The sequence below is a fragment of the Kitasatospora sp. NPDC058046 genome (assembly GCF_042885595.1).
GTDB lineage: Bacteria > Actinomycetota > Actinomycetes > Streptomycetales > Streptomycetaceae > Kitasatospora.
Genome location: NZ_JBHVRS010000002.1, coordinates 546,061 through 572,529 on the forward strand (window position 1 = coordinate 546,061; position 26,469 = coordinate 572,529).

A 26,469-nucleotide genomic window follows, 5' to 3' on the forward strand; every position below is an offset into this window, starting at 1 on the left:
CCTCGTGCCCCGCACCAAGGAGTGCTCGGCCCGGATCAAGGCCGCCGGGCCCGCCGACGGCCTCCAGGACGGCCAGTTCGTCGCGATCGTCTCGGTGTTCGGCAACGTCGACTCCGTGGGCGACGTCGTACGGCCCGGCGCGTTCGCCCGCACCCTCGCCGAGTGGCGGGCCAAGGGCGACCCCATCCCGGTGATCTGGTCGCACGACTGGGACGACCCCTTCGCGCACGTCGGCGTCGTCCTCGACGCGCGGGAGACCCCCGACGGCCTGGAGGTCACCGGCCAGATCGAGGACGTCGACACCAACCCGACCGCCGCCCAGGTCTACCGCCTGTTGAAGGGTCGCAGGGTCACGCAGTTCAGCTTCGCGTACGACGTGGCCGAAGGCGCGTGGGTCGACACCGAGGACGACCAGGGCCGCTACGCCGGCTACTACGAGCTGCGCGACCTGACCCTGTACGAGGTCGGGCCGTGCCTGGTCGGCGCCAACCAGGCCACAGAGCTGCTCGCGGCGAAGGCGTCGCAACTCGCCCGCGGTTTGAAGGCGGGCAGGGTGTTGGCCCAGGCCCACATCGACCGCCTGGCCGAGGCCCACTCGGCGATCGGCGACGTACTCGCCGCCGCGACCGCGGCCGACGCCGCCAAGACCACCACCGCCCCCGAGTCCGGCCACCGGCCGGCCGTACCGCCCGCCGCCGCCGACCAGGCGCCCGCGAAGGCGTCCGGCCCGTCGCCCGCCCAGGTGCTCGCGATGGCACTCACCCGCAAGCACCTGATCGGAGAACCCGCATGAACCTGCGCCAGCAGCTGAAGGCCGCCCTCGACCGCCTCGCCGAACTGTCCGCCCTCGCCAGGGCCGAGGACCGCGACTTCACCGAGGACGAGGTCACCGAGGTCACCGAGCTGTCCGCGAAGGCCGACGACCTCGACGCGAAGATCAAATCCGCCGACGCCGCCCAGGCGTCCGTGGCCCGCCTCACCGCGAAGGCGGACCGGCCCGCCCCCGCCCTGGAAGGCGTGGTCGACCGCACCGACCAGGCGCTCGGGGCGATCGGCGGCCCGGGCGGCCTCGGCGAGCAGTTCGTCAAGTCGGCCGCCTACCAGACGTTCCGGGGCGCGCACCCGAGCGGCTTCGGGGAGGGAACCCCGATCCAGCTCGACCGCGTCAAGGTCGGCTCCCTGTCCGACCTGCGCGGCGGGTTCAAGGCCGACGCCCCGGTCCAGCAGGTCGGCCTCGGGCGCCTCCAGAACGTCCGGCTGCCCACCGTGGACCTCACCACGCCGATGCCGCTGACGATCCTCGACCTGATCGACCACGGCACCATCGGCGGCCCGTCCTTCGAGTACCTCCAGATCACGGCCGTCGCACGCAACGCCGGGATCGTGCCGGACGAGATCCTCCCGGCGGACGCCACCACCAAGCCCACGAGCGGCCTGTCCACCAACCTCGCCACCGCGAAGGTGTTCACCTACGCGGACGGGTACACGGTCACCAACCAGATGCTCGCCGACGCCCCCGCGCTGGCCAGCTACCTGAACGGCCAGCTGTCCTACAACATCAGCAACGTCATCGAGGACAAGATCCTCAACGGCAGCGGCACCGGCGGGAACCCGACCGGCATCCTCGCCACCACCGGCGTGCAGGCCCAGGCCTTCGACACCGACATGGTGACCACCATCCGCAAGGCGATCACGCGGCTGGAGAACATCGGCGCGCCGATCACCGCGGTCCTCGTCTCCCCGTCCGACAACGAGAAGTTCGACCTCCTCAAGGACGCCCAGGGCCGCTACTTCTCCCAGGGCCCGTGGGGATCGGGCCCGGGCACCATCTGGGGCCGTCCCCGCGTCGTCTCCCAGCGGCTGCCCGCCGGCACCGCGATCCTCGGCAACTGGAAGACCGTCAGCCTCATGGACCGCGAGGGTCTGTCGGTGCTGGCGTTCAACCAGCACAAGGACTACGCCGCCCGCAACTTGGTCTACGTGAGGGCCGAGCTCCGCGCCGCCCAGGCGATCTTCAAGCCCGCCGAACTGGTCATCGCGACCCTCGCCTAAGGAGCGCACGTGACCGACTTCGAGATGACCGTCATCGACGGGATCCGGTACCGGCCCGAGGACGCCCCCGCCCGCCCCGACGAGCCCGAGCCACCGGCCCCGGCGCTCCTGTTCGAGCCCGGAGAGCACACGGTGCCCGAGGTGCTCGCGCACCTGGCCGCCGCCGGCCACGCCGAGCGGACCCGGGTCCTGGACGCCGAGTTCGCGGACAAGGCCCGCAAGGGCATCCTCGACGCCGAGCCTGGGGGCGGCGGTGGCGCTTCCTCCTGACGGCCTGCTCACCGACCCGGCCACGCTCGCGCTGTGGCTCGGCGTCCCGCCGGACGACCCGCTGCTGCTGGCCGCCCTCGCGGCGGCCAGCGCCCGGTTCCGCGGCGACGTCCGCCACCCGGTCACCCGCGTCACCGGGGACACCATCCGGCTGTACGGCGACGGCACCGACCGGCTGCTGCTGCCCGTCGCCCCCGTCACCTCGGTCACCTCCGTGACCGTGGATGGCGCCCCGGTCACCGACTGGCGGCTGCGCGGGGACGCCGGGATCCTACGCCGCACCACCGGCTGCTGGCCCGACTGGGCCGAGGTCGTCGCGGTCTGCGACCACGGCTACGACCCCATCCCCGAGGACATCCAGCAGGCCGTCACCGACCAGGCCCGCACCGTCTACACCGTCCAGCCCGGCGTGCAGAGCGTTCAGGCCGGCGGCGAGTCCGTCACCTACGGCGCCGCCGCCGCCACGGGCGTCACCGCGCAGTGGACCGAGGCCGTCGCCAACTACCGCCTCCGCCGGGGCGACCGCACCTGACCCGAGAGGGGAACCACACCATGCCCATGTTCGCCAAGACCCGTTCCGGCCCGCCGGATGCCACCCAGCAGGTCGTGGACCTGGTCACGGTGCCCGGCTCGACCGCCACCATGACCGGCACCGCCCCCACCGTCGCCAACGCCGCCGCCGCGCCGACGCAGACCGAGTACAACGCCCTGCTGGCCGCGCTGCGGACGCGCGGCGTCATCGCCTGACCGTGGCGGTCATCTTCCACCAGCGCGTCGTACGGATCCGGGCGGGCGTCCGCACCGACCGCGCCGGCAACACCCTGCCGGACTGGTCGCCGGGCGCGGCCACCCGGCTGCCCGTCGGCCGCCTCTCCGTGCAACCGAGCACCCAGACCGAGACCGCCGAGGCCGACCGTACGAGCGTCGTCACCGGCTGGCACGTCCTGTCGGCGCCCGGCACCGCCCCGGACGTCCGATCCGGCGACCGGATCGAGTTCGACGGCCTGCTGTGCGAGGTCGTCGGCGAGGTCGCCCGCTGGCCCGACCCCATCACGCCCGGCCGCACCCACCACGTCGAGTGGACGATGACCCGCTCCACCGGCTGAGAAAGGGGTGAAGTCGTGCCCCAGCGCGTCGAGTTCGAGCTGGATGCCGTCGGTGTCCGGGAGGTGCTGGCCAGTCCCGAGGTCCGGGCCATGGTGGACGAGGCCGCCGGTCAGGTCGCCGAGCGCGTCCGGGCCGCAGTGAAGGCACCGGAGTCGGTCGAGGTGCATCCGTACACCACGGACCGGCAGGCCGCCCGCGTCACCGTTGCCGACCGCCGGGCGATGGCCTGGCAGGCGCGCGACGGCGTCCTCACCCGCGCGGCCGCCGGGATCGGCGCGGACGTCAAGGAGAGGGGCGGCCGGTGAAGGCCGCCGTCCTGTTCCCGGACGCGGCGGCGGAGGCCTGCCGGATCCTGCGCGCCGTGCTCGCTGGTCGGCCCGAGCCGTACGCGGCCGGTGCCACCGTCGGCACCCGGGTGCCGGACGCCCGCTCCCCGGAGGACCCGCGGCTGCCGCTCGTCCTGGTCGGCCTCGACGGCGCCACCCCCGCACCGTCCCGGCTCAACAGCTCGGTGCTGCTGCGGATCAGCGTCTGGCACGCCTCCGAGGACCAGGCCCACGACCTCGCCCAGCTCGCCGCCGCGCTGCTGCACACCGCCGGCGGCCCCATCATCCGTTCCACCCGCCCGGGCACCGGGCCCGTACCCGGCATCGACCCGGACTCCCGCGTCGCACTGGCCACCCTCACGATCACGGCCAACATCGCGCCCACCCCCCTGACCTGACCAACCCCCTGGAGGACCGGCATGTCCGGGAACACGAACAACGCGCACCTGTGGACGGACGCCGACGTCTGGGTCGCGGCCAGCCTCACCACCCCCAACCCCGCGGACGCGAACTCGCCGTTCGGCGCGGGCTGGACCATGGCCGGCCTGCTCGACGGCGACGACGGCATGCCCGAGTCCCGCGACGAGGACACCGCCGACTACTACGCCTGGGGCGGCATCCTCGTGAGGTCGAGCCGGAAAAACTTCAAGCTCACGAAAAAGTTCTCCGTACTGGAGGACAATCCGACGACCAGGTCGCTGATCTGGCCCGGGTCGACGGCCACCCAGGTCGTCGTACCCCGGCCCGGCCCCGTGAAGATCGCCTTCGAGAAGCGCGACGCCGCGACCGGCCTGTGGGTGCGCCGGATCACCCGCAACTACGCCATCGTCGCGCCCGACGGCGACATCGACGAGAACGAGTCCGACCTGTCCAAGGTCACCCTGGCCGCCGTGATCTACCCGGACACCAACCGGGTGCTGTTCGACCGGCAGGACAGCCAGGCCGTCACCGCTCTCGCGGTCACCCCGGCCACGAAGACTCTTGCCGTCGGCGCCGTCGCCCCGCTGGTCGCCACCGCGACGCTGGCCGACTCCACCACCCGGGACGTGTCCGCGGACCCGTACCTGACCTGGACCACCAGCGCTCCGGCGAAGGCCGGCGTCGCCTACGGCTACACCACCGCGGTGGCAGCCGGCGCGGCCACGATCACCGCCACCTACCAGGGCCTGACCGCGAGTTGCGCGGTCACCGTGTCCTGACCCCCCGAGCCCCGGGGCGGGCGAGCGCGCGGTCCGCCCGCCCCGGCCACCACCATCCGAGACCGCGCACCCCGGAGAGGACCACCGCGCATGTCCAATACCCGCCGCCCCCGCCGCCCCCACAGCGACGACGGGCGCCCCTTCGACTTCGACCTCGGCGCTGTGAAGGCGGGCGCCGAACTTCGGCCCTTCGTCGTCCGGGACGCCGACGGCACCCGCTGGACGTTCGCCCACATCGACAGCCTGAACATCTGGCCGTTGCTGGCCGCCGCCGAACGGGGAGACAACCTGGCGGTGCGCGCGGCGTTCCGTGAGGCCCTGGGGCCGCAGCAGTGGGCCGAGTTCGAGCAGCAGCCCATGCCCGGCTACCAGTTGATGCCGCTGTTCAAGGCCTACCAGAAGCACTGCGGGATCAAGCAGGGGGAATCGCAGGCCTCTACCGACTCCTGAGCGAGCACGGGGAGGCCATCACGGCTGACCTGCGCGCCGAGTACGGCGTGCGCCTGGCCGACCTCGGCACCGGCCGCCTCACCTGGATGGAGCTGGTCGCGCTCGTGCGCGGCCTGCCCCCCACCTCCCGGCTGCACGCCGCGCTGAGCGACCGGCCCGGCACCCCGTGGACGCAGGCCGAGTACCTGCTCGCGGACATCTGGGACGTCCTCGCGAACGCGAACTGGCAACGCGGCGCCGACAAGCACGCGACCCGCCCGAAGCCCTACCCCCGCCCCGGCGCCGCGAGCACCCGCCGCGACCCGGCCGAGCGCGCCGCCGCCCTGGACGCCGCCCGCCGGCGCGCCGCCGCGCACCGCGCCGCCGTCGAGGCCGGCCACCTGACCTGACCCAGCAGCGCCGGAGAGGGGGTGGTCCGGTGCCCACCGTTGGCTATGCCAGTCTTCAGATCGTTCCGAGCGTCCGGGGCATCGGCAGCGCGATCCGCGAGCAGATCACCGGCCCTGTCGAGCAGGCCGGAGACGACGCCGGCAGCGGCTTCGGCAAGCGGATGCTCAAGGGGTCCGCGGTCGTCGTCGCGGCCGGCGCGGCCGCCGTTGGCGCCCTGCTCGTCAAGGGCGTCGGCGACGCGATGGAGCAGCAGCAGATCGGCGGGCGCCTCGGTGCCCAGCTTGGCGCGACCGGCCCCGAGGCCCAGCGCTACGGCCACATCGCCGGGCAGATGTGGGCCGGCGCCATCACCGACGACGTCCAGGGCGCCGCCGACGCCGTGCGCGCCACCATGGCGTCCGGCCTCATGCCGACCGGTGCGACCGACCAGCAAATCCAATCGATCGCCACCAAAGCGTCCGACCTTGCGAATACATTCGAGGTCGATTTGGGTCAGTCCGCTAATGCGGCTGGGCAAATGATTAAAACGGGATTGGCGAAGAATGCCGACGAGGCATTCGATGTCATGACCCGTGGATTTCAGACAATGGGTCCGAGAGCTGACGATCTCGGCGACACCTTCAATGAATACTCGGTCATTTTCCAGCGGCTCGGACTGAGTGCAACGTCGGCAACTGGCCTGCTCAGTCAGGGCATGCAGGCCGGTGCGCGCGATACTGACGTTGTGGCTGACGCCCTCAAGGAATTCGTTATCGAGGGTGTCGCGGGCGGGCAGAAGATTGCCCAGGGATTCAAAGACATCGGTCTCAATGCCGACCAGATGATCAAGCAGCTCGGGCAGGGCGGACCGCAGGCCACGCAGGTTCTCCAGCTCACGCTCGACAAGCTCCGGGAAATGGAAGACCCGGTCAAACGTGATGCCGCCGCCACTGAGCTTTTCGGCACCAAAGCCGAGGACATGCAGAAATCGCTGCTGGCCCTCAACCCGGCCACCGCCGTCGCGGCCCTGGGCGACGTCGCGGGCGCCGCCGACCGCATGGGCGACTCCCTGCGCGACAACGCGGCCACCAAGCTGGAGAAGTTCACCAGGGGCCTGGAGCAGGGCCTGACCGAGGTCGTCGGGGGCCGGGTTCTGCCCGTCCTGGAGCGCGTGGGCAGCATGCTCGCGTCCCGGTTCGGGCCCGCCTTCGGGGCGGCCGCCGACTGGATCACTGGCACCGCGATGCCCGCGGCCGCCGCGTTCGGCCGCACCGCCGTCGACACCGTCCTGCCCGCCCTCGGGAAGGTCCGCTCCGAACTCGCCGACCGCTTCGGCCCGGTTGTCTCCAAGGCGGGCCAGGTGCTGCGCGACGACCTTGCCCCTGCGGCGACCAAGGTCGGACGGTTCCTCAAGGACGACGTCCTGCCGCCCGTCCTCGACGCCGCGAAGTGGATCGGCCAGCACCTCGTGCCGGCGGTCGCCACGGCCGCCGGGGTCCTCGCCGGGACCCTCGTGCCCGCCCTGGCCGACACCGCCCGGTGGCTCGACGCCCACCGGACCGCGGTCGCCGTGGTGGCGGGCGTCATCACCGCTGTGCTGCTGCCGGTCCTCATCACGACCGCCGTCGGGTACGCGCAGGCTGGCATCGCCGCTACCGTCTCGGCCGCCCAGCAGGTCGCCGCCTGGGTTGCCTCGGGCGGCGCCGCCGTCACCGGGGCGGCAGCAAGCGTCGTCGCCAGCTACCAGACCGTCGGCGGCTGGGTAGCGGCCGGCGCCTCCGCCGTGGCGTCCGGCGCCCAGCAGGTGTGGGCGTGGGTCACCTCGGGCGCCGCAGCGATCGTCAGCGGCGCCCAGCAGGCTGCCGCGTGGATCACGATCGGGGCCCGGATCGTCTGGGGCATGGCCCTCCAGGCCGCCGCGGTCGTCGAGATCGTCGCCGGCTGGGTCCTGATGGGCGCCGAGTCCCTGCTCAACGCGGCGCGCATGGCTGCCGCCTGGGTGTTGGCCATGGGCCCGCTCGGCTGGGTGATCGCCGCCGTCGTCGCCTTGGTCGCCCTCGTGATCGCCAACTGGGACACGGTCAAGAACGCCACCGTCAGCGCCTGGAACTGGCTGTCGAACCTCGTCCTCGGCGTGGCCCGCAGCATCAGCAGCTTCTTCAGCGGCTGGGACATCGCGGGCGTCTTGTCCCGGATCTGGAGCACGGTCCACGACGGCGCGGTGTCCGGCTGGAACAACACCATCAACTGGATCAAGGGCGTCCCCGGCTGGATCTCCAGCGCCGTCGGCAACCTCGGCGGCCTGCTGGTCAGCGCCGGGGCAGACGTGATCCGCGGCCTGTGGAACGGCATCTCGGGCATGGGCAGCTGGCTCAAGGGGCAGCTGATCAGCTTCGTCTCGAACACGATCCCGGGGCCGATCAAGGACGTCCTCGGCATCAAGTCGCCGTCAAGGGTGATGCGCGACGAGGTCGGGCGCTGGATCCCCGCCGGTATCGAGGCCGGTATCGAGGACGGCCGCCCCGCCCTGGAGCGCACCATGACGGACCTCGTCCAGCCGCCGAACGTGTCCGTCCCGGCCTGGACCTACCAGGCCCAGGCGCCCATGGGTCCGGCTGGTGGCGGGAGTTGGGCCGAGCAGGCCGCCGCCGCCCCGGTGCTCAACATCGAGCAGTACTACGAGTCCGACAGCGGCGGCGCCCAGCAGACCGCGATGCAGCTCGCGCTGCTGGCCAAGGCGAGGGGGTGAGCGCGTGGCAGGCGAGCTGATCACCGGGGACCAGCAGATCCAGTGGGCCGGCCTGCTGCTGGGCGACGGCACACCGTACACCGTCACCCGGGTCACCGGCTGGTCGTCCCGGCCGCCCGTGTCCTCCGGGACCAGCCAGCGAGCCCAGCAGCACGGTGCCCGCCCCGGCCGCCTCCTCTCCCAGGCCCGCACGATCGGCATCGACCTGCGGCTCACCGGCCCCAACACAAACTTCCCAGCCGTCCTCCAGGCGCTGGAGGACGCGACCGCGATCCGGCAGGACGAGGAGCCCCTGGTCGTCCAGGTCGCCGGGCGCCAGCTGCTCGTCACCGCCCGGGTCACGGACCGGGTGATCCCCAACGACCTGGACTTCACGGCCTGCGTGCCGGTGGTCGCGCTGCTGCTGGAGGCCACCGACCCGCGCCGGTACGCCGTCGCCGAGCAGACCGCGTCCAGCGCGCTTCCCGCGCCCGAGAGCGGCCTGTCCTGGGGCACCCCGACCGAGACGGGCCTGTCCTGGGGCACCCCCGTGGAGAGCGGCCTGTCCTGGGGCACCCCGGGTAGCACCGGCGACATCACGGTGACCAACCCGGGCAACGCCGAGATCAGCCCAGTCATCGAGTTCCGAGGCCCGGTCACCACACCAGCCCTGTCGTTCGGCAACCTGCGGCTGGAGTACGACATCACCCTCGCCGCGTCGGACGTCCTAGTGGTGGACACCTGGGCCGGCACCGTCACGCTCGCGGGCCAGGACCGCCTCGGCACGGCGACTCTCCGCTCGGCACCGGAGGGCGCGTTCCTGCTGCCACCCGGCGCCACGACAACGCTCAACTTCCGGGCGTCACCCGGCAGCACCAACCCCGCTGCGTCTGCCACCGTCCGTTGGCGCTCCGCCTACTGGTAGCCGAGGAGGCCTCCATGACCGTGCGCTCCGCATGGCTGCTCAACCCCGGCCAGACCCGCGAGGACACCAGGCTGGCCCCGATCGGGACCTGGACACCGACCGGGCCCACGACCACCCGCGCCGGCGTCGTCCCCGGCGGCAACCCGCTCGCCCTGAGCATCACGGGCATGACCGGAACGATCGACATTGGCCGCGGCGTGGCCCAGGGCACCACCGGACAGGGCGCCTACGACCTCGTCGTCACCGTGCCGGAGACGTTCGCCATCGACCCCGGGCACGCCTCCCAGACCCGCTACGACACGGTGTGGCTGGTCGCCTACGACCGGCAGTACGACAGCAGCGGCCAGCTGAAGCCGGCCGTCGTCTACCAGCCCGGCACCCCGGGCAACGGGGCCCCGCCGACCGCTCCGGTCGGCGTCACCGCCTACCTGCGCCTGTGGGACATCCAGGTCCCCGCCGGCGCGAGCGCGGGTGCCCCGCCGAACTGGGCCGCCTTGCTGACCGACCGCCGCGTCTTCACCGTCGCCGCCGGAGCAATCCATCCGGGTGCCGACACCGGGCCCGGCTCGTACCCCGGCCAGTGGCGGGACAACGCGGTCACCGGCGCGTTCGAGCGGTGGGACGGTGGCGCGTGGGTGCCGTGGTCGGCCGCCCTTCGCGGCATCGCCCCCGGCAGCCTCAGCAGCGGCAGCTATACCGGGCAGTGGCGCGACGGCGCGATCGGGCTTCAGCGCTGGTCCGGCTCCGCGTGGGGGCCAGGCCTTGGCGAGTGGCAGACGTACGTCCCGACGTGGACCGCGTCCTCCGTCAACCCGATCCTGGGCAACGGCACTCTGACCAGCCGCTGGACGCGCATCGGCCGGACCATCATGTGGATGGGCAGCCTCACACTCGGGAGCACGTCGTCCGGCGGCGGCGGACTGTGGAGCATGACCCTGCCCGTACAGGCCGCCGCGAACGGGATCGCCGTCCAACTCGGCTCCTGCGAGTACCTCAACTCCGGGGACACCGAGTACATCGGCGCCGTCCAGATCGGTGCCGGCGGCACCAGCGCCGGATTCCTCGTCAAGACCGCGACGTCCGGCGCATCCACAGCCACCGTCTCGAACACGGTGCCCGTCGGCGCGTCCGGCAACAGCCGGCTGTACTGGAACGTGACCTACGAGGCCGCCGCCTGATGGCCGTCTACGACCTGCTCGTCTGCGATCTGCGGTCGGACCGGCTGCTCGACCGGCTGCCGGTCCGGGACGTCTCCTACGACCTGTACATCGGCAAGACCGGCAGCCTCAGCGCGACGATCGACATCCCGGACAGCACGATGGCCCGGCGCGTACGCACCTCGGTCTTGCCCGGCCGCACCATGCTCTACCTTGCCTCCGGCCAGGAGATTGTGTGGGGCGGCATCCTGTGGACCCGCGTTCCGACGCGGGACGCCTTCGGGCGGTGGACGTGCGGCCTCCAGGCGGCCGGCCTGGAGTCGGTTCTGCGCGCGCACCGCCTGCTGACCGACACCCTGACCGCGAGCGCCATCGACCAACTCGACATCGCGCGCCAGCTCGTGGCCTACGCCCAGGCCGCGCCCGGCGGCGATCTCGGCCTGGAGATCGACTACGGGCAGACCAGCGGCGTGCTGCGAGACAGGGTCTACAGTAGGTACGACCTGCCGTGGCTCGGCACCCTGCTCGACCAACTCGCGGCTGTCACGGACGGCTTCGAGTGGCTGGTGCAGTGCTTTCGTGACGACACCGGCGCCCGGCACCGGGCCCTGCGGCTCGGCTACCCGCGCCTGAGCGTCGGGGGCGGCGACCTGGTGCTGTCCAGCCCGGGCCCGATCACCACCTACAGCTTGCCTGAGGACGCCACCCGGATGGCGAACGCCTGGCAGAGCCGCGGGGCCACGGTGAACAACAACTTGGCGGCCGAGTCGACGCCGCTGATGTCCGCCCTGCTCACCAGCCCGGCCGACATCGCGGCCGGCTGGCCCCTCCTGGACGGCACGAGCGACTACAGCACGGTGATCACCCAGGACGTGCTCAACCAGCACGCCCAGGCCGACCTCGCCGCCTCCCGCCGCCCGTCCCTGATCCCGTCCGTTGCCTACGCCTCCGCCGACGTGGGCCCGCCCCAGCTCGGCAGTTACGTGCGGATCCGAATTTTTGACACCTGGTACTACGACGGACACAGCGCGAGGTACCGGGTCGTCGGCCTCAAGGTGACCCCCGAGCAGCGGGGCCGGGCCGAGTCCACCGAGCTCTACCTGGAGGCATCCTGAATGGCTGACGTACCGCTCGACATCCTCGACCGGCTCCGACAGCTGGAGGACCAGGTCCGCCAGCTGTCTGGCCGGGCCCAGATGCGGCCCGCGATGGACCAGATCCTCGCCGGTGACGTCGTCGTGGGCGAGGGCGGCACATTCAAGGTCAACACCCTGACCGGCGGCCTACAGTTCTACGTCGGCAAAATGGGGCAGGCCAACCCGGACGGCAGCGAGCAACGAGGCCTGCTTGCGTACCGGCAGGACGGTACGCAGGCCATCGCGGTGGGCCGCACCACCACCGTTCAGGCCCACCCGCAGGCCATCGTGATGAGCGATGCCCGAGGCGGCACGATCTTCGCTGAGGACGTCTTCGGCGGCGGCCTGGCTGCTCCGGTGTTCGGAGCGGATGGCTGGTACGGGTACACGGAGGTCCCGCAGTGGACGACGACATCGTCCAGCTGGGCCACCTGCATGACGTTGCCGTGGCGTAAGCAGCACCCCCAGGTGCAGGGCCACTACTTGGCCCGCTGCTCGGACGCCGCGACGGCTGGCGAGATCCGGCTGCTTGACGGTGTGGGATCCGTCATCGCCAGCGTCACGCTGAACGCTGGCGACTACATCGTCGGCAGCGTCACCGGCCCGATCTCCGGGGCCCATCTGAGCAGTCAGAACCTGGTGTGGCAGGCCAGGGTCTCGGCGGGCTCGGGGACGGTCGGCGTACGCGGACTGTCCACGTTCGGCGTCGGCAGCTAGTGCTGCTGGGGGTACGGGTTGCCGGTCGGCGCGTTGGTGTCGGCTGGGCCCGGCTTCGGCGGCGCGCCGTTGTCGACGGTGCCGCCTCCGCCCGGGTTCTGGCCAACGCCGCCGGTCGTGGGCTGCTGGGTGGTCTGCGCGGGCGGCTGGGTGCCGTCGGCCGGCGCGGGCGCGACCTGCTTCGGCTGCTGCACGGTGTTCTCCTTCGTCTTGCCGCTGGGCTTCGTTGCCCCGGCGGCCGGGCTCGGTGCGTGCTGCACCGGGGCGAGCGCCGACGGCGACACCGAGCTCGGGCCGGCTGCCGGGGTGGTGGCGGTCGGCGAGACCTCGGCCGGGGCGGTCGGGCTGCTGCTGTCCACCGGCGTCGGGCTGACCTCGGCGCCGGCCGGCGCCGAGGCCGGCTTGTCGTCCCCGCTGGTGAGCGCCGCGACGGTCACGCTGCCAGCCGCGATTATCGCCACGCTCCCGATGATCGCCAACGTCTGCCTACTCAACATCCCTACCCCCTGGCCTGTTTGCGGTCCCTTGACCGTACCGGGTCGTACGGACACGCGGCCATCACAGCGCCGTCACAAGACACCTGAACCACAACCGCCCCGAGCCGTCCGGCCGGGGCGTCTTCATGCCCAGGAGGCATCCATGCGTGACGAGTTCGTAGCCCTTCTCACCAGCCAGGAGGGCTACCACGAGGGCCGCGACAGCGACGGCACGTGGAACAACATGCAGAAGTTCTCGCCCGCCGTCCCCAGCCTGGAGTGGTCCCAGGGCGAAGCCTGGTGCGCCACCTTCACCGCCTGGGGCGCCGTCGGGACCGGGATGACCGACCGGTGGCCGATCACCGCCTCCTGCTGGACCGCCGTCCAGTGGTGGAAGGAGCACGGACGGTGGACCGACTACCCGGTGCTCGGCGGCCCGTTCTACCTCGGCCGCGGAGGCGCGGACCACGTCGGCGTGGTCACCGGCTACGACGCGGACACGATATGGACCATCGAGGGGAACACCAACGCGGGCGGGTCGCCGCAGGGCGACGGGGTGTACGCCCGACAGCGCCCGCGTCGTGGCCCCGGCAGCCCGTACGGGTACGGCATACCCGACTACCCCGAGGGCACGATCAGCGCGGACCCGGCGCTCGGCGGCGTCCCGGCCGCCCGCGTCGGCACCCCGTCGGCCCCGGTCCCGGACCCGGCCCCCGCGCCGGACCCGGGCCCGGCCCGCTACCAGACCACCATCAACGGCTTCCCGTACGGCTACGGCGCCCAGGGCGACCAGGTGACGGAGGTCGGCCGCGCGCTGGTCGACCGCGGCTTCGGCGGCCACTACCTGGAGGGCCCCGGCCCGAACTGGACGGACGCCGACACCGAGAACTACGCCGAGTACCAGCGGAGCCTCGGCTACGGCGGCGGCGACGCGGACGGCGTCCCGGGCGAGGACTCGCTGCGGCAGCTGCTCGGCTACCTGCCCGGCCCGGTGCCCGCCTTCCCCGGCGCGCAGTACTTCGGCCCCGGCCAGGACAACGACCACGTCCGGCAGCTCGGCGAGCAGCTGGTCCGCAAGGGCTTCGGCGGCTCGTACCGGGTCGGTCCGGGACCGCGCTGGACGGAGAGCGACCGCCGGGCCGTCGCCGCGTTCCAGCGCAGCCGGCCCGAGCTCGCGGGTGATGCCGATGGCCTCCCGGGCCCGCGCACCTGGCAGCTCCTCTTCTCCTGATCCCCCACCAGAACGGACCCCACCATGCGCATGCCCAAGCTCGCGTTGGACCTCGCCGAGCGCACCGCCGCCACGTACCTGGAGGCCGCCATCGGTCTGCTGCTGGTCGGCGGCATCACCGGCCTGTCCAGCATCCAGAGTGCGGCCGTGGCCGCCGTCCCGGCAGGCCTCACCGTCATCAAGGGGGCCCTGGGCGCGTTCCTCGGCCGCGCGGACACCGCGGCGCTGCTGCCCGCCCGCGTCGACCCGGCGAGCCGCCAGTGACCCTCGCCGACCCGACCGGCGTCGTCCAGGTCGACGTCCTCGCCGCCTGGGCTGCCGCCCTCGGGGCTGTCTTCACCGCGCTCGGTCTGATCTGGCGTACGGTCCGCCGCCTGCACCGCGCGCTGGACGCGTGGTCCGAGGACTGGCAGGGCACTCCGGCCCGGCCGGGCGTCCCGGCCCGGCCCGGGGTGATGGAGCGCCTCGCCAGCATCGAGCATGAGATGCGACCGAACAGCGGCCTGTCCCTCAGGGACGCCGTGAACCGCATCGAGCAGACCCTCCAGCAGCAGCCTCGCTGAACTCGGCTGCCCCGGTCCGCCCGACCCGGGCCGGGTGTTGTCCAGGCCTCGACGCAGGTTGACAACAGACAACACCTGGCCAACCGCCTCCGCCCGCAGGATAGTTGTGCCGACGACTCCATGCCGAAGTTGAGGAGAGCTGGTGGCACTGCAGCCTGTGGACGTGCGCCTGATCGGGGCCCCGGCGGCCGTACGGGCGGCAGCGGCGGCGATTGAGGCCGCTGGCGGCGCCGGGCCTGCGTCGTACCGGCCCAGCCGGTATGGGGATGGGCTCCGCGCATACTTGACGGCCCTGGTGGACGTCCCCGACGATGCGCCAGCCGAGCCCGCACCGGCACCCCGGGCTGTCGCGGCGCGCCCGCGGCGTCGGCTGCCCCGTTGAACCCCGTCGCCCCCGTTCGGCTTCGGCCGGGCGGGGGCGGTTCGTGCGTTCAGCGGAGGTCGGTGCGGCTGCCTTGGCCGGGGCGCGCGGCCGCGGCGTCGCGCACCTCATCGGCCACGTAGCGGGCCTGAGGGCGCCTGCTGACCGGGTGCGGGACGTACCCCACGGCAGCTACTCCCCAGCGGGAGAGCGTCCGGGAGGCCGACTTGGCGGAGGTCGCGCCGAGGTAGGCGGCGACCTGGTCGATGGTCCAGAGTTCGACGGTCACGGCGCCTCGCAGTCGACGGCGGCGGCAGCGCGGATGAAGTCGGCGGCGTCGTCGGTGATGGTGGTCCAGCTGTTGGTGTCGAGGTCGTGGGGGTTGTTGGCGAGGAGTCCGGGGCGGTCGGGGCGCTGGGTGACGACGACGCTCTCCTCGCCGTCCTCGGCGATGAGCTGGTCGAGGGTGGCGTGGATGTAGTCGTGGGCCTTGGCCTGGTCGAGGCCGGTGATGGCCCGCACTTCGACGAGGAGGGGGTAGGTGGCGATGGTGCGGCCGCCGGTGTGGCTGTAGATGTCGGTGGTCATGGCGTCCTCCGTAGGTGGTGGCTGCGGTGGCACTGACTTTGCCGTACGTACGGCAAAGTTGCAAGAAGGGGCTTCCCGGCGCCCACATCCGCTATAGTCGCGACATCGGCCCTGCGTTCGCAGGGGTGGCCCAACGGTCATGCAGCTCAGCGCAGATGAGTTGCGGTAGGCCCTGCGTTCGCGGGGATGACCCATGGCTGTGTCTTACCAAGGCGTTGGTCCCGCGCTCGCGGGCGATGAGTGCCCCTGCTCGGCTTCGGCCGGGCAGGGGCACTCTGCCGTTTCCGCCCGGGTGGTCGCCGGGCCACGCCATGATGACGGCATGACCACCATCACCATCGGGACCGCTCAGCGCGAGGGCACCGCCGGCCTGATTGCCGACGCTGCGGCCACCTACACCTCCGACGCTACTGGCCGTACCGCCGTCGCCCTGGTCGACGGGATGGGCCACGACCCGGGCATCGTCCGGCTCGCACCGATGCTGGCGGAGACCGCCGCGCGGGTCGGTGCCGGCCGTGGAGCCCTGGCCGGGCTCCTGTCCGCCGGGCTGCTGGCGGCCGACCCGGGCCCGGACGGCGTCGGCGTCCTGGCGGTGCTGCGGGAGGACGGCTCCGCCGAGCTGGTGTGGGCCGGTGACTGCCGTGCGTACCGCTGGCACGACGGGCAGTTGGTGCAGCTGACGACCGACCACAACCTCGCCGCGTACCTCACGGAGGCGGCGCGCGGCGCCGGGACGGTGCCAGTTTCTGCGCTCGCGGACTACGTCGGGGTGACGCTCGGCCTGGCCACCGTCGCCACGGCGCCGTTCGTCTCGGTGCCCGCCGGCGGGGCGTTGATTCTCACTTCGGACGGCGTGCACGACCAGGTGACGGTCGAGGTGATCGAGGGCCTCGTCCGCGAGCACCAGGGTGACCTCCAGGCCCTGGCGGACGCGCTCGTGGCCGCCGCCGTGACGACCGCCGAGGGGTACCGCGACGACGCCACCGCGGTGGTGCTGCCGCTGGCCCCGGCGGCCGACGGGCCTGGGCTGTCTCCGGCCGTCGCGATGCACCTCGGCCGCATGGCGGTCACCGCGCAGGGCCTGCCCACCTCGGTGCGGGCCCGGGTCGAAGACGCGATTGACGGCGCGATCCGGGGCGGCGGCGAGCCTGCGGTTCTGGCCCTGATGGACCTGCTGTTGGCGACCGCAGTCGACGCAGGCAGCTGACTTCCCGTCACGTTGAACCTAGACTCGGCGGCATGGACGCCGCCGAGTTCGTCTACGACATCGACTTCGTGATCGCTGAGCCGGATGACCAGCCGGCCCCTGAACGGAAGACCCTGCGGGTCCGGGTGGTTGACTCGCACCCGCAGCCCCGATCCGGGCCGGCTATCGCCATCATCCACCGCGCGCTCCGGGACGCACTCCGGGAGGCGGACCCCGAGGCCTACGCACGCATCGGGGCCCCGGACGACCTGGTCATCCTGAAGTTGCGAGACGCCGCCAGCGCCTAGGACCGGCGCCTCGCGTCCTCCATCTTGGTCCGGTAGAACGCCGCGTCCCGCGGGTAGCCCTCCAGCTCGGCGAGCCCCTCGCCGAGGGCGTCAGCCGCGCGGCGCCAGTCCCGTGCGGCGTACGCCGCCTCGCCTTGCAGCAGCCGCGCCCGGGTCGGGGACAGCCAGTACAGCCAGCCTGGCCTGGCCGCCTCTTCGGGTGCCCGCAGCGCTGCCTCGTACGACTCGTCCGCCAACCGGTGCGCGCGGTCGCGCTCACCGACGGCGGCCGCCGCCATCGCAGCGGTGTGGGCAGCCACTGCTGCAGCACTCGGAGACAGGCCTGGGCCTATGGCGGCCTCGGCTGTGCGAAGGGCGCGCACAGGGTCGCCAGCGCCGAGTTGGTAGTAGGCGCGCACGCGGGTGATCCAGCTGGCCATGTCGGCACTGCCGGCGTCCAGTGCCCAGCCGTGGGCAATCCCGAGCCAGGCGAGAGCGGCACCGTACTCGCCCTGTCCGTGTGCCACCCAGCTGAGCCAGTGCGCATGCTCGGCGCTCAGCAGGATCAGCCTGTCCGCCGTCGGGCCGGAGGCCCCAGGGATCAGCTGGGTGACGGTGTTGAGCTGGCTGCGGATGATCTGCCAGAGCTCGGCGCCGGCCCCGTCGTCCTCGGCTCGGCGGTGCTCGGCGAGGACCCGGGCGATCCAGTCGGCGCTGCGGGTGTCAGTGTGGCCGGTGGTGTGCGCCCGTGCGATGCGCTCGGTCAGCTCCGGATCGGGGGACCAGGACGACTGCATGGTGGTGATGCCGAGCAGCTCGGGGGGAACGGACAGTCCCCTGGTGATGCGGTCCATGACGGCGGACTCCTTGATCGTGCGACGGCCGCGCTCGATCAACGAGACGTCCGCCTGGCTGAGGCCCACGAGTCCAGCCAGGGCGGTCTGGGAGATGCCGGCGGCGCGCCGGTATTCCCGCAGGATGGCAGCCCAGTCTCCCTGCGCCCAGGCAGTACGTAGGCGCGGGTCCACCCATGGTGTCGGTGCACTCATAGTCTTGACGATATGTCAGGCATATGGCGCTGCATATGGAATGACGCGACCCGGGTGACGACGATGCTGGCATGACGACTTCACCTCAGGGCGCGGCCGAACCCACCCCCCTGGTCGCCGGTGTACGGGTGGCCGCCCCGTGCTCCGGCGCCCGACTCACCCCGGCCCAGCGATCCGGCACTGCCTGCATCGGCTGCGGCAGCAGCAGCGGGCCCCTGACCGACGCCGGTCACGTCTCGGACGACGGGCTCGTCTACGCCGTGGGCGTGTGCGCGGCGTGCCCGCCGTACGCCGCCAGCCTGGAGGCCCACCAGTGACGCACTTCAACCCGAACAGCGAGGAATGGCACGCGGCCGTCGCCGGCGTCCGGGAGATGTACAACCGCAGGGACGCGCGGCTCAAGGAGAAGGGCGACGAGCCCGCCCCGGCGCCTCCGGCCGATGAGGACGCCGAGTGAGCGCCGACGCCACCGCAGGGATCACCGCGATGCTCGACCAGGCACACGCGGCCCGGGCGCACTGGCTGCGACACCTCGACGCGGCGACGGTGCCGATCGACCCGTCGCAGTCATCATGGGCGAACCACGTCTGCGACGCGATGCTCGCCGCAAGCCACAACGGCCAGCTGGAGTGCTGTGTGCACATCAGCACCATCCAGCCGTACGCGGTCCTGGCCGAGGAGCCCACGGTCCTGCTGTGCACGACGTGCTACGAGAAGAGCGGCGCGGACCGCTCCTGCCACCTCTGCGGCACCCCCACCGGGACCGCGTCTCTGTACGGGGGTCTGGAGTACCGGGCCGTGGGCGTCGGCGCCCTGTACTCCCGGCAGCTCTGCCCGTCCTGTGCCACCCGGGCCGACCGGGTCCGGCCCGGCGGGACGTTCGGGGCACCCGTCTGATGCCGCCGGAGCTCACGCCGGATCAGCGCGAGGAGATCATCCGCCGGTACCAGGACGACGGCGTCTCCGTGTACCGGCTCGCCCGGGAGTACGGCCGCCGCGACATGTGGCTGCGCGCCCGGCTGGCCACGTGGGGCGTGACGCTGCGGAGCTACGCCGAGGCCCGCGCAGCCCGCGCTTGGGCTCCGACGCGGCACGATGGTGACCCCCCGACCACGAGGAGGACGCCATGACCGACAGGATCCCGCCGGACGCCCAGGGCCGGTGGCGCGGCCAGCGAGGCCGCGGCACGCGAGGCCCAAACCGGGTGCCCCGGCACCCCGCTACGCCGCTGCCGGGCGAGGCGCCGGCGGCTCTGGAGAACACCGAGACCGAGGAGGACCCCATGACGCCCCAGAAGGAACCGTCCGGCAGCGGGAACAACGGGATCGGCGGGCCGCCCCCGCCGCCGCCCGCGCCGAGGAACCCCCCGCCGCCGGGCGGCAACCCCAACCCCCCGCAGGACCCGCCGAAGTAGCGCGCCGCCCCGGCCGACCTCAGGGCTGGCCGGGGCCTACTCGTCCCGGAACAGGCGCCAGAGAGGTACGCCGACTGCGCGCGCGATCGTGCTCAACTGATCGATGGTGGCCGGGACGAGGCCGTTCTCGATCCGGCCGACGGTCCGCCTGTCCAGCCCCGCATGCTCGCCGAGCCGTTCCTGGGTGAGGCCGACCCGCCGCCTGAACGTGTGAACCCGGGCCCCTACGTCCCGCCGGTCACGGATCTGCTGGTCATCGGGGCGATAGGGAGCTGGCACCCCTTGACGCTGACCGGCCCATGATCAAAAGTCTGTACTGGTATGCCGCCATTTATCGCTTAGGTGTTCGATATCATCGACCCACCGCAAGCCCGGGGGGACCTGAACCGGGAGCGCAACATGAGCAAGACGCCGGGCTGGAGCCTGGACCAGCCCTTCGACCTGGAGACCGCAGCTGCCGACCTCCAGGCTGCCGCCGCCGAAGTAGCCCGGCTGTCGCGCACCGACGACGGAACCGCAGGGCATGCGAATGCCATAAGGGAGGCGAAGGGGATCATCCGGATGATCTCAGCTCGAATCCAGCGCGATCTTCGCGGCTGATGGCGCTCCTTGCGCCCCAGCTTGGCGGCCCAGCTCGTACATGAGCTGGGCCGTCGAGTTGTATCCGAGTACGGCCCGCATCGTTGCCAGCTGGGCAGAGACGCCCCTTGGACTGATTCCGACGGCCTTTGCGACGGCTACCTGGTCGGCGCCGGTGGCAAGGTGTCGGACGACTGCACGCTGGAGCTCGGTGAGCTCTGCACTGGCTGAGGCTTCCTCGCCGTGCCAGGCTGTGGCTCGGGCCCAGTCTCGGTCGAACATGGCTGCGGCGTAGTAGACGAGGCCCTCATCGTGCACGACCAGGGCCCTGATGGGTTCCGGTCCCGGGCCGGTCCACGGCGTGTGGTCGGTGAGGATGGCGGCTCTGCGGTCGATGATCACCATCCGCATGAACTCCTCGTCCAGCGTCTTCACATGCCCGCCGGCGGTGGTGATCCCCGCTACCCACTGTGCGGTCGGTCCGTCGGACCGGGCGGTGGTTCGGTAGAGCGTTCGCATGGCGACGCCTCGCCGTAGCGCACCGACGTCCCGCGCGAGGGACATCTGGAGGATGTCGGCGGGCCGGGGACCGTTTGGTTGGGATGTCAGCAGCTCGTGGGTAGCGGTGGAGATGATCTCGGAGATTCGGCCGTTGATTCGGTCTATCCCGGTCAGGTGTTCAACGGCGCCTTCGACCAGGTTGGGCGCCGAGTACTGGTAGGCGATCGCCAGATCGCGCACGCTCTCGGGGATCGCCGCAGCCTCCGCCATGGCCCAGCCGATCTGCTGGTACAGGCGCTGCTGGCGCTGGGCGGCGACCTCCCGGGGGTCGAGCGCGATGTACCTGGAGGTATCCGCCCGCTCGTAGTGAACGACGAGCCCGTAGTCGAGCAGCTCGCGTAGAACGGGGTCCTCGTGGTCCTTCACCGAGACACCGTGCCGGATCGCGATGTAGAGGCCGCGTGCCTCCTCGCTCAGTGATGCTGGCTCAAATCGATGGTCTGGCAGCGGGTGCGACATCTGGGCGACTGCCTCTCGGGCGGGAAAATTCGCAATGCGAATTCTCGCACGCTCGGGGCCTTGATCGCGTCCGGGGGTGCCAGCACACTTGTTCGTGCAGCCCAGTACCGCGCGCACGCTGGGCTGCGAGTCCATCCTGCCCGCGTGGCGGGTCCTTGAACCCGAGGACGATCATGAAGATTCGCACCGCTGCGGCGGCTGCTCTGCTTGCGCTGGCCGGCGCCGTCGCCGTTGGTGCTGGCTCAGTTTCGGCCAACACCGTCGCCGACTCCGGCTGGAACGCTCCGCCGCCCGTCGGCCCGACAGCTGACCCCACGCCCTTCCCGACCGTCGAGGCCACCGTCGCCGACTCCGGCTGGAACTGACCGGACGCCGCCTCGCGGCCGGTCGCTCTGAGCGTGTCGGGAGGCGGTGTCCAGGTGCCACCCTCCTCGCGTCCCGACATGGAGAAGCCCCTCACCCCGTCCGGGGTGAGGGGCTTCTCGCGCTCATGATCGTTTGGGTGATAAGTGGGTGATGATCTTGAGTTTCACCCTGCATCACAGTGCATCACCGTGCACTCAAACGACATCAGCTATCGGCGCTCCCAGCTGGGATGATGCCGGAAAACCGCGCCAGGACTCAGGCCTGCTTGGTCTCCCAGAAGATCTTGTCGACCTGGGCGATCAGGTCGAGCAGGGCCTGGCCGGTGGCCGGGTCCGTGGACGCCTTGGCGGCCGAGGCGGCCTTCAGGGTGTCGTTGATCAGCTGGTGCAGCTGCGGGTACTTCTCGAAGTGCGGGGCCTTGAAGTAGTCGCTCCACAGCACCGAGATGTGGTGCTTGACGGCCTCGGCGCGCTGCTCCTTGATGATGACGGCGCGGGCGCGGAAGTGCGGGTCCTCGTTGGCCTGGTACTTCTCCTGGGTGGCCTTGACCGACTCGGCCTCCAGCTTGGCCTGCGCGGGGTCGTAGACGCCGCAGGGCAGGTCGCAGTGGGCGTGGACGGTGGCGCGCGGTGCAAACAGACGAGAGAACATGGGAGTCCTTCCTTAGATCGTCTTCCCGCGCCCGAGATTACCCTTCCGCCCTCCCGGTTTCGCGATCGGGCGGTGGGCCTAGGGCGAAAGACGGACCGGGAACCGGCGCAATCCGGACATCGGACGGACGGCGGTCCGTACGGCAGACTGGGGGCGCGAGCGGGGGCGGGAGGAGGAGTCGTGGCGCGGAGCACGCGAGCGGAGGGCGCCGGGGCGGGGGAGCGCGGCCCGGGCGGCGCGCTGCCGCTCGGGCTGGTCGACGTGGCGGGGCCGTCGATGGTCCCGACCCTGCGCGAGGGCGACCGGCTGCTGGTCCGCTACGGCGCGCCGATCCGGCCCGGCGCGGTGGTGGTCTTCCGGCACCCCTTCCAGCAGGACCTGCTGGTGGTGAAGCGGGCCGCCGAGCGCCGGGCCACGGGCTGGTGGCTGCTCTCCGACAACCGCCCGGTGGACAGCGACAGCCGCAGCTACGGCGCCGTCCCGGACGAGCTGGTGCTCGGCCGGGTGCTGCTGCGGCTGCGCCCGAGCCCGGTCTGGCTGGCGCCGGGGCGCCGGCTGGAGCGGCTGCTGCTCACCCCGCGGCTGGCCCGGGTGCCGGGCCTGGCCCGCCGGCTCGGCGCCTGGGTCGAGGACGTCTAGCGGGCTGCTACGCCCGGGCCGCCGCCTCCGCCTCCAGGCGTTTGCGGGCCCGGTAGGCGGCCACGTTGGCGCGGGTCGCGCAGCGGTCCGAGCAGTAGCGGCGGGAGCGGTTGGTCGAGGTGTCCAGGTAGGCGTTGCGGCAGGGCGCGGCCTGGCAGATGCCGAGCCGGTCGGCGCCCAGCTCGGTGAGGTGGACGGCCAGGCCCATGCAGGCGACCGCGCTGAAGTGGGCGGTGGCGGTGGGGGAGTTGTCGGCCAGGTGCAGGTGCCAGCGCGGCCGCCCGGCGTCGTCCAGGTAGTCGTGCCCGGAGATCAGCGGGCTGACCGGGTACTCCATCAGCAGGCTGTTCAGCAGGTCGACGCCGCGGATCTCGTCCCCGCCGGCGGCGGCCTCGAAGACCCCGCGCAGCCGGGTCCGCACCGCCCGCAGCCGGGGCACGTCGGACTCGTCGGCGAGCGAGCGGGCCCGCGAGGAGTCGGAGAAGAGACCGCGCACCGCCTCCACGGAGGTCAGCGAGTCGGTGCCGCGCTCGGGCTCCTCGGTGTTCACCAGCCGGACGGCGAGATCGGCGTAGGCGGCGAGCTCCACAGGGGTCCTTCCAGGGGGGTCGGTAACGGGCTGACTGCCTCCAGCCTATTACCCGGGCGGGGAAAACGACGGCGCCCGGCAGGAGTGACCTGCCGGGCGCCGGGCGTACGGGCTCAGAGCACCTTGGAGAGGAAGGCCCTGGTGCGCTCGTGCTGCGGGTCGGTGAGCACCTCGCGGGGGTTGCCGGACTCGACCACCACCCCGCCGTCCATGAACACCAGCGCGTCGCCGACCTCGCGGGCGAAGCCCATCTCGTGGGTGACGACCACCATGGTCATGCCCTCCTCGGCGAGGCCGCGCATGACGTCGAGGACGTCGCCGACCAGCTCCGGGTCGAGCGCGGAGGTCGGCTCGTCGAAGAGCATCAGCTTGGGCTTCATGGCCAGCGCGCGGGCGATCGCCACGCGCTGCTGCTGGCCGCCGGAGAGCTGCGAGGGGTAGTTCTTCGCCTTGTCGGCGAGGCCGACCCGCTCCAGCAGGGCCATCCCGCGCTCGCGGGCGTCGGCCCGGCTCTCGCCCTTGACCTGGACCGGCGCCTCCATGACGTTCTCGACGGCGGTCATGTGCGGGAACAGGTTGAAGCGCTGGAAGACCATGCCGATGTCGCGCCGCTTGAGGGCGACCTCGCGGTCCCTGAGCTCGTGCAGCCGGTCGCCCTTCTGCCGGTAGCCGACCAGCTCGCCGTCCACCCAGAGGCGGCCGCCGTTGATCTTCTCCAGGTGGTTGATGCACCGCAGGAAGGTCGACTTGCCGGAGCCGGACGGGCCGATCAGGCAGAACACCTCGCCCTGCCTGACCTCCAGGTCGATGCCCTTGAGCACCTCGACCAGGCCGTACGACTTGTGCACGTTCTCGGCGCGGACCATCGGCTCGCCGGACGCGGCGCCGGCGGGGGACTTGGTCGGATCGGTCATACGTGACCACCTCCCTCGAGCCCCGGGACGACGTCGGCGGTCGTCCTGGGGGCGGGCTTCCCGGCGAACAGCCTCCGCAGCCGCTGCAGCGGGGTGGGCGGGAGGGTGCGGTTGGAACCTCGGGCGTAGTGGCGCTCGATGTAGTACTGGCCGATGGTCAGCACCGAGGTGAAGAACAGGTACCAGAGGCTGACCACGATCAGCAGCGGGATGTTCTGGTAGTTCCGGGAGTAGATGACCTGGCCGGCCCGGAAGATCTCCTCCAGGGAGATCACGGAGACCAGCGAGGTGGTCTTCAGCATCGAGATGGTCTCGTTGCCGGTCGGCGGGATGATCACCCGCATGGCCTGCGGCAGGACGATCCGGCGCATGGTCTGGAACCGGCTCATGCCGAGCGCGTGCGCGGCCTCGGTCTGGCCCTCGTCCACCGACTGGATGCCGCCGCGGACGATCTCCGCCATGTAGGCGGCCTCGTTGAGGCCGAGGCCCAGCAGCGCGGCGACGAAGGTCGGGATCAGCACGTTGGTCTGCTCGGACCAGAACTCCGGCCCCCACGGGACGCCGATCGACAGCTTGGCCCAGATCAGGCCGAGGAAGTTCCAGAACACCAGCTGCACCAGCACCGGGGTGCCGCGGAAGATCCAGATGTAGACCCACGCGACGCCGGCCAGCAGCGGGTTCGGGGACAGGCGCATCACCGCGAGGACGATGCCGCCGACCACACCCATGAGCATGGCGAGCACGGTCAGTTCCAGCGTCACCAGCAGGCCGTGCATGATGCTGTCGTGGAACAGGTACTGACCGACGATGTCCCACTTGAAAGCGGGGTTGGTGAAGAGGGCGCTCACCAGCATCGCCGCGAGTACGGCGATGACGACGGCGCCGGCCCAGCGTCCGGGGTGGCGGACGGGGACGGCCTTGATGGTCTCGGGCCGGCCCTGCTCCGCCGTCCCCTTGTCCAAAGAGTTCACGGTGTGGCCTCGGGGGAGAAGATGGAGCGGACGAGGGTCAGCTGACGGCGCCGTTGACGGTCGAGGTGGTGATGGCGCCGGACTCGACCCCCCACTTGGCGAGGATCTGCTTGTAGGTGCCGTCGTCGATCAGCGACTGGACGGCCCCCTGGACGGCCGGGGTGAGCTTGGAGCCCTTGGCCAGCGCGACGCCGTAGGGGGCCACGCCGTAGGTCTCGCCGACCTTCTCCAGCTGGCCGCCGGACTGCTTGATCGCGTAGTCGACGACCTGGGAGTCGGCCATCATCGCCTGGTCGCGCCCGGAGACCACGGCGTTGGTGACGTCCGTCTGGAGGTCGAACTTGTCGCCGCCGTTCTGGACGCCCGGCTTGCCGGCCTTGGCGCAGTCCGGGTCGCGGGTGTCCTTGATCTCGTCGGCCTGGGTGGTGCCGGTCTGGACGGCGACCTTCTTGCCGCAGAGGTCCTTCGGGTCGATCTTCTCCGGGTTGCCCTTCTTCACCGCGACGGCGCTGCCGGAGTTGAAGTAGGTGACCATGTCGACGATCTGCTCGCGCTCCTTGTTGTCCGTGAAGGACGACATGCCGAGCTGGAACTTGTTCGACTGGATGCCGGGGATGATCGCGGTGAAGCCGGAGTCCTGGACCTCGGCCTTCAGCCCGAGCTTGGCGGCGATGGCGTTGGCCAGGTCGACGTCCATGCCGATGACCTTGCCGCTGTCGTCCTTGAACTCGTCCGGCGCGTACGAGGCGTCGGCGCCGACCAGGAGCTTGCCGGCGGCCTTGACGTCGTCCGGGACGAGCCCGGCCAGCTTGGGGTCAGCCTTGACCTCGTTGACGGTCGCGGAGGCGTTGGGGGCGCCGCTGCTCTCGCTCTTGCTGCTGCTGCAACCGGTCAGCACCAGGGAGACCGAGGCGGCGACCACACCGGCTGCGAGGAGCCGGCTGCGCTGGGTACGGGTGGTCATGAGGGGGATCTCCATCCTGGGGGAGAGAGGTCGGGCGGAGCGCGCCGCGGGAGCGGCGCACCGGAACGGCGAGCCGCGCGGCTCGGTACGGGTGCGTGTCGCCGTACGTCGTCGTACGTGCAGGCCGGGTCGTGCAGTTGCCCGGGCGCGGGGGAGCCGTCCGGGGTTGTACGAGGTACTGCTTC

Annotated in this window: 40 protein-coding genes; 29 read left to right on the top strand and 11 right to left on the bottom strand. The window is 71.8% G+C overall.

Annotated elements, in window-relative coordinates; genetic code table 11:
• Nucleotides 1–4: 4 nt before the first annotated feature.
• The 16 genes from ACFVU7_RS06735 (at nucleotide 5) to ACFVU7_RS06810 (ending at nucleotide 12,436) form a co-directional block, all read left to right on the top strand.
• Entirely contained in the window at nucleotides 5–793 is a 789-nt protein-coding gene (locus ACFVU7_RS06735; protein ID WP_388044545.1) for an HK97 family phage prohead protease, read from the top strand.
• The gene (locus tag ACFVU7_RS06740) at nucleotides 790–2,052 is read left to right on the top strand and encodes a phage major capsid protein (protein ID WP_388044546.1); all 1,263 of its coding nucleotides are present in this window, start codon (nucleotides 790–792) and stop codon (nucleotides 2,050–2,052) included. The genes ACFVU7_RS06735 and ACFVU7_RS06740 overlap by 4 nt, the downstream gene beginning before the upstream one ends.
• 9 nt (nucleotides 2,053–2,061) lie before the next feature.
• Nucleotides 2,062–2,322, top strand: coding sequence for a hypothetical protein (locus ACFVU7_RS06745; protein ID WP_388044547.1), 261 nt, complete (start codon nucleotides 2,062–2,064; stop codon nucleotides 2,320–2,322).
• Nucleotides 2,306–2,854 (top strand): mobile element protein, encoded by a 549-nt coding sequence (locus ACFVU7_RS06750; protein WP_388044548.1) that lies wholly within the window; start codon nucleotides 2,306–2,308, stop codon nucleotides 2,852–2,854. The genes ACFVU7_RS06745 and ACFVU7_RS06750 overlap by 17 nt, the downstream gene beginning before the upstream one ends.
• A 20-nt stretch (nucleotides 2,855–2,874) precedes the next feature.
• Nucleotides 2,875–3,069: a hypothetical protein gene (locus ACFVU7_RS06755; protein WP_388044549.1), complete on the top strand. Its 195-nt coding sequence runs from the start codon at nucleotides 2,875–2,877 to the stop codon at nucleotides 3,067–3,069.
• Nucleotides 3,070–3,071: 2 nt separating this feature from the next.
• The gene (locus tag ACFVU7_RS06760) at nucleotides 3,072–3,428 is read left to right on the top strand and encodes a hypothetical protein (RefSeq protein ID WP_388044550.1); all 357 of its coding nucleotides are present in this window, start codon (nucleotides 3,072–3,074) and stop codon (nucleotides 3,426–3,428) included.
• 15 nt (nucleotides 3,429–3,443) lie between these two features.
• The gene (locus ACFVU7_RS06765) at nucleotides 3,444–3,734 is read left to right on the top strand and encodes a hypothetical protein (RefSeq protein ID WP_388044551.1); all 291 of its coding nucleotides are present in this window, start codon (nucleotides 3,444–3,446) and stop codon (nucleotides 3,732–3,734) included.
• Complete coding sequence (locus tag ACFVU7_RS06770) at nucleotides 3,731–4,153, top strand: hypothetical protein (protein ID WP_388044552.1); 423 nt, start codon at nucleotides 3,731–3,733, stop codon at nucleotides 4,151–4,153. Before ACFVU7_RS06765 ends, ACFVU7_RS06770 begins: the two co-directional genes overlap by 4 nt.
• Nucleotides 4,154–4,174: 21 nt before the next feature.
• Nucleotides 4,175–4,954 (top strand): Ig-like domain-containing protein, encoded by a 780-nt coding sequence (locus tag ACFVU7_RS06775; protein WP_388044553.1) that lies wholly within the window; start codon nucleotides 4,175–4,177, stop codon nucleotides 4,952–4,954.
• A gap of 90 nt (nucleotides 4,955–5,044) precedes the next feature.
• A complete protein-coding gene (locus ACFVU7_RS06780; RefSeq protein ID WP_388044554.1) occupies nucleotides 5,045–5,404 on the top strand; it encodes a hypothetical protein in 360 nt (119 codons plus the stop codon).
• A gap of 47 nt (nucleotides 5,405–5,451) precedes the next feature.
• Nucleotides 5,452–5,793 (top strand): hypothetical protein, encoded by a 342-nt coding sequence (locus ACFVU7_RS06785; protein WP_388044555.1) that lies wholly within the window; start codon nucleotides 5,452–5,454, stop codon nucleotides 5,791–5,793.
• A 29-nt stretch (nucleotides 5,794–5,822) separates the two neighbouring features.
• Complete coding sequence (locus ACFVU7_RS06790) at nucleotides 5,823–8,522, top strand: phage tail tape measure protein (RefSeq protein WP_388044556.1); 2,700 nt, start codon at nucleotides 5,823–5,825, stop codon at nucleotides 8,520–8,522.
• 4 nt (nucleotides 8,523–8,526) lie between these two features.
• The gene (locus ACFVU7_RS06795) at nucleotides 8,527–9,426 is read left to right on the top strand and encodes a hypothetical protein (RefSeq protein ID WP_388044557.1); all 900 of its coding nucleotides are present in this window, start codon (nucleotides 8,527–8,529) and stop codon (nucleotides 9,424–9,426) included.
• Between the two features lie 14 nt (nucleotides 9,427–9,440).
• On the top strand, nucleotides 9,441–10,604 hold the full coding sequence (locus ACFVU7_RS06800; protein WP_388044558.1) for a hypothetical protein: 1,164 nt from the start codon (nucleotides 9,441–9,443) through the stop codon (nucleotides 10,602–10,604).
• Complete coding sequence (locus ACFVU7_RS06805; protein ID WP_388044559.1) at nucleotides 10,604–11,698, top strand: hypothetical protein; 1,095 nt, start codon at nucleotides 10,604–10,606, stop codon at nucleotides 11,696–11,698. Before ACFVU7_RS06800 ends, ACFVU7_RS06805 begins: the two co-directional genes overlap by 1 nt.
• Complete coding sequence (locus tag ACFVU7_RS06810) at nucleotides 11,699–12,436, top strand: hypothetical protein (protein WP_388044560.1); 738 nt, start codon at nucleotides 11,699–11,701, stop codon at nucleotides 12,434–12,436.
• Here the strand turns inward: ACFVU7_RS06810 and ACFVU7_RS06815 are convergent.
• Entirely contained in the window at nucleotides 12,433–12,897 is a 465-nt protein-coding gene (locus ACFVU7_RS06815) for a hypothetical protein (RefSeq protein ID WP_388044561.1), read from the bottom strand. The genes ACFVU7_RS06810 and ACFVU7_RS06815 overlap by 4 nt on opposite strands.
• 178 nt (nucleotides 12,898–13,075) lie before the next feature.
• Between ACFVU7_RS06815 and ACFVU7_RS06820 the strand changes: the two genes are divergently transcribed.
• The 3 genes from ACFVU7_RS06820 to ACFVU7_RS06830 are packed head-to-tail and all read left to right on the top strand — an operon-like array spanning nucleotide 13,076 to nucleotide 14,706.
• Nucleotides 13,076–14,143, top strand: a complete 1,068-nt coding sequence (locus ACFVU7_RS06820) for a peptidoglycan-binding protein (RefSeq protein ID WP_388044562.1) — start codon at nucleotides 13,076–13,078, stop codon at nucleotides 14,141–14,143.
• A gap of 24 nt (nucleotides 14,144–14,167) precedes the next feature.
• Nucleotides 14,168–14,407: a hypothetical protein gene (locus tag ACFVU7_RS06825; protein ID WP_388044563.1), complete on the top strand. Its 240-nt coding sequence runs from the start codon at nucleotides 14,168–14,170 to the stop codon at nucleotides 14,405–14,407.
• Entirely contained in the window at nucleotides 14,404–14,706 is a 303-nt protein-coding gene (locus tag ACFVU7_RS06830; RefSeq protein ID WP_388044564.1) for a hypothetical protein, read from the top strand. Before ACFVU7_RS06825 ends, ACFVU7_RS06830 begins: the two co-directional genes overlap by 4 nt.
• Nucleotides 14,707–15,137: 431 nt before the next feature.
• Here the strand turns inward: ACFVU7_RS06830 and ACFVU7_RS06835 are convergent, their stop codons facing one another.
• Nucleotides 15,138–15,356, bottom strand: a complete 219-nt coding sequence (locus tag ACFVU7_RS06835) for a hypothetical protein (RefSeq protein ID WP_388044565.1) — start codon at nucleotides 15,354–15,356, stop codon at nucleotides 15,138–15,140.
• The gene (locus tag ACFVU7_RS06840; RefSeq protein WP_388044566.1) at nucleotides 15,353–15,655 is read right to left on the bottom strand and encodes a hypothetical protein; all 303 of its coding nucleotides are present in this window, start codon (nucleotides 15,653–15,655) and stop codon (nucleotides 15,353–15,355) included. Before ACFVU7_RS06840 ends, ACFVU7_RS06835 begins: the two co-directional genes overlap by 4 nt.
• Before the next feature lie 322 nt (nucleotides 15,656–15,977).
• Between ACFVU7_RS06840 and ACFVU7_RS06845 the strand changes: the two genes are divergently transcribed.
• Nucleotides 15,978–16,862, top strand: coding sequence for a PP2C family protein-serine/threonine phosphatase (locus ACFVU7_RS06845; RefSeq protein ID WP_388044567.1), 885 nt, complete (start codon nucleotides 15,978–15,980; stop codon nucleotides 16,860–16,862).
• Nucleotides 16,863–16,894: 32 nt separating this feature from the next.
• A complete protein-coding gene (locus ACFVU7_RS06850; RefSeq protein ID WP_388044568.1) occupies nucleotides 16,895–17,149 on the top strand; it encodes a hypothetical protein in 255 nt (84 codons plus the stop codon).
• On the opposite strand, the gene ACFVU7_RS06855 is transcribed toward ACFVU7_RS06850, so the two are convergent.
• Nucleotides 17,146–18,177: a helix-turn-helix domain-containing protein gene (locus ACFVU7_RS06855; RefSeq protein WP_388044569.1), complete on the bottom strand. Its 1,032-nt coding sequence runs from the start codon at nucleotides 18,175–18,177 to the stop codon at nucleotides 17,146–17,148. The two genes, ACFVU7_RS06850 and ACFVU7_RS06855, sit on opposite strands and share 4 nt — an antisense overlap.
• Before the next feature lie 71 nt (nucleotides 18,178–18,248).
• Here ACFVU7_RS06855 and ACFVU7_RS06860 point away from each other — a divergent pair, with 71 nt between their 5' ends.
• The 5 genes from ACFVU7_RS06860 to ACFVU7_RS06880 are packed head-to-tail and all read left to right on the top strand — an operon-like array spanning nucleotide 18,249 to nucleotide 19,591.
• Nucleotides 18,249–18,494 (top strand): hypothetical protein, encoded by a 246-nt coding sequence (locus ACFVU7_RS06860; RefSeq protein WP_388044570.1) that lies wholly within the window; start codon nucleotides 18,249–18,251, stop codon nucleotides 18,492–18,494.
• Nucleotides 18,491–18,634: a hypothetical protein gene (locus ACFVU7_RS06865; RefSeq protein ID WP_388044571.1), complete on the top strand. Its 144-nt coding sequence runs from the start codon at nucleotides 18,491–18,493 to the stop codon at nucleotides 18,632–18,634. Before ACFVU7_RS06860 ends, ACFVU7_RS06865 begins: the two co-directional genes overlap by 4 nt.
• Nucleotides 18,631–19,074: a hypothetical protein gene (locus ACFVU7_RS06870; RefSeq protein WP_388044572.1), complete on the top strand. Its 444-nt coding sequence runs from the start codon at nucleotides 18,631–18,633 to the stop codon at nucleotides 19,072–19,074. The genes ACFVU7_RS06865 and ACFVU7_RS06870 overlap by 4 nt, the downstream gene beginning before the upstream one ends.
• Complete coding sequence (locus ACFVU7_RS06875) at nucleotides 19,074–19,307, top strand: hypothetical protein (RefSeq protein ID WP_388044573.1); 234 nt, start codon at nucleotides 19,074–19,076, stop codon at nucleotides 19,305–19,307. Before ACFVU7_RS06870 ends, ACFVU7_RS06875 begins: the two co-directional genes overlap by 1 nt.
• Nucleotides 19,304–19,591: a hypothetical protein gene (locus ACFVU7_RS06880; RefSeq protein WP_388044574.1), complete on the top strand. Its 288-nt coding sequence runs from the start codon at nucleotides 19,304–19,306 to the stop codon at nucleotides 19,589–19,591. The genes ACFVU7_RS06875 and ACFVU7_RS06880 overlap by 4 nt, the downstream gene beginning before the upstream one ends.
• A gap of 36 nt (nucleotides 19,592–19,627) precedes the next feature.
• On the opposite strand, the gene ACFVU7_RS06885 is transcribed toward ACFVU7_RS06880, so the two are convergent.
• Nucleotides 19,628–19,870 carry a helix-turn-helix domain-containing protein gene (locus ACFVU7_RS06885; RefSeq protein ID WP_388044575.1) on the bottom strand — a complete coding sequence of 81 codons (243 nt, stop codon included), beginning with the start codon at nucleotides 19,868–19,870 and terminating at the stop codon, nucleotides 19,628–19,630.
• A gap of 120 nt (nucleotides 19,871–19,990) precedes the next feature.
• On the opposite strand from ACFVU7_RS06885, the gene ACFVU7_RS06890 reads away from it, so the two are divergent.
• Entirely contained in the window at nucleotides 19,991–20,191 is a 201-nt protein-coding gene (locus ACFVU7_RS06890; RefSeq protein WP_388044576.1) for a hypothetical protein, read from the top strand.
• Here the strand turns inward: ACFVU7_RS06890 and ACFVU7_RS06895 are convergent.
• The gene (locus ACFVU7_RS06895; protein ID WP_388044577.1) at nucleotides 20,159–21,097 is read right to left on the bottom strand and encodes a hypothetical protein; all 939 of its coding nucleotides are present in this window, start codon (nucleotides 21,095–21,097) and stop codon (nucleotides 20,159–20,161) included. The genes ACFVU7_RS06890 and ACFVU7_RS06895 overlap by 33 nt on opposite strands.
• 266 nt (nucleotides 21,098–21,363) lie before the next feature.
• On the opposite strand from ACFVU7_RS06895, the gene ACFVU7_RS06900 reads away from it, so the two are divergent.
• Nucleotides 21,364–21,555, top strand: a complete 192-nt coding sequence (locus ACFVU7_RS06900; RefSeq protein ID WP_388044578.1) for a hypothetical protein — start codon at nucleotides 21,364–21,366, stop codon at nucleotides 21,553–21,555.
• Nucleotides 21,556–21,811: 256 nt separating this feature from the next.
• Here the strand turns inward: ACFVU7_RS06900 and sodN are convergent, their stop codons facing one another.
• Nucleotides 21,812–22,207, bottom strand: coding sequence for a superoxide dismutase, Ni (gene sodN, locus ACFVU7_RS06905; RefSeq protein WP_049649434.1), 396 nt, complete (start codon nucleotides 22,205–22,207; stop codon nucleotides 21,812–21,814).
• A gap of 276 nt (nucleotides 22,208–22,483) precedes the next feature.
• Here sodN and sodX point away from each other — a divergent pair, with 276 nt between their 5' ends.
• Nucleotides 22,484–22,846, top strand: a complete 363-nt coding sequence (gene sodX, locus ACFVU7_RS06910) for a nickel-type superoxide dismutase maturation protease (RefSeq protein ID WP_079271923.1) — start codon at nucleotides 22,484–22,486, stop codon at nucleotides 22,844–22,846.
• A gap of 7 nt (nucleotides 22,847–22,853) precedes the next feature.
• Here sodX and ACFVU7_RS06915 read toward each other — a convergent pair whose 3' ends face one another.
• From ACFVU7_RS06915 to ACFVU7_RS06930, 4 genes are all read right to left on the bottom strand, one after another.
• Nucleotides 22,854–23,435 carry a CGNR zinc finger domain-containing protein gene (locus ACFVU7_RS06915; protein WP_049649436.1) on the bottom strand — a complete coding sequence of 194 codons (582 nt, stop codon included), beginning with the start codon at nucleotides 23,433–23,435 and terminating at the stop codon, nucleotides 22,854–22,856.
• Between the two features lie 113 nt (nucleotides 23,436–23,548).
• Nucleotides 23,549–24,349, bottom strand: a complete 801-nt coding sequence (locus ACFVU7_RS06920) for an amino acid ABC transporter ATP-binding protein (protein WP_388044579.1) — start codon at nucleotides 24,347–24,349, stop codon at nucleotides 23,549–23,551.
• Nucleotides 24,346–25,320, bottom strand: coding sequence for an amino acid ABC transporter permease (locus ACFVU7_RS06925; RefSeq protein ID WP_049649438.1), 975 nt, complete (start codon nucleotides 25,318–25,320; stop codon nucleotides 24,346–24,348). Before ACFVU7_RS06925 ends, ACFVU7_RS06920 begins: the two co-directional genes overlap by 4 nt.
• Nucleotides 25,321–25,357: 37 nt before the next feature.
• Nucleotides 25,358–26,284 carry an ABC transporter substrate-binding protein gene (locus tag ACFVU7_RS06930; RefSeq protein ID WP_388044580.1) on the bottom strand — a complete coding sequence of 309 codons (927 nt, stop codon included), beginning with the start codon at nucleotides 26,282–26,284 and terminating at the stop codon, nucleotides 25,358–25,360.
• Nucleotides 26,285–26,469: the final 185 nt, after the last annotated feature.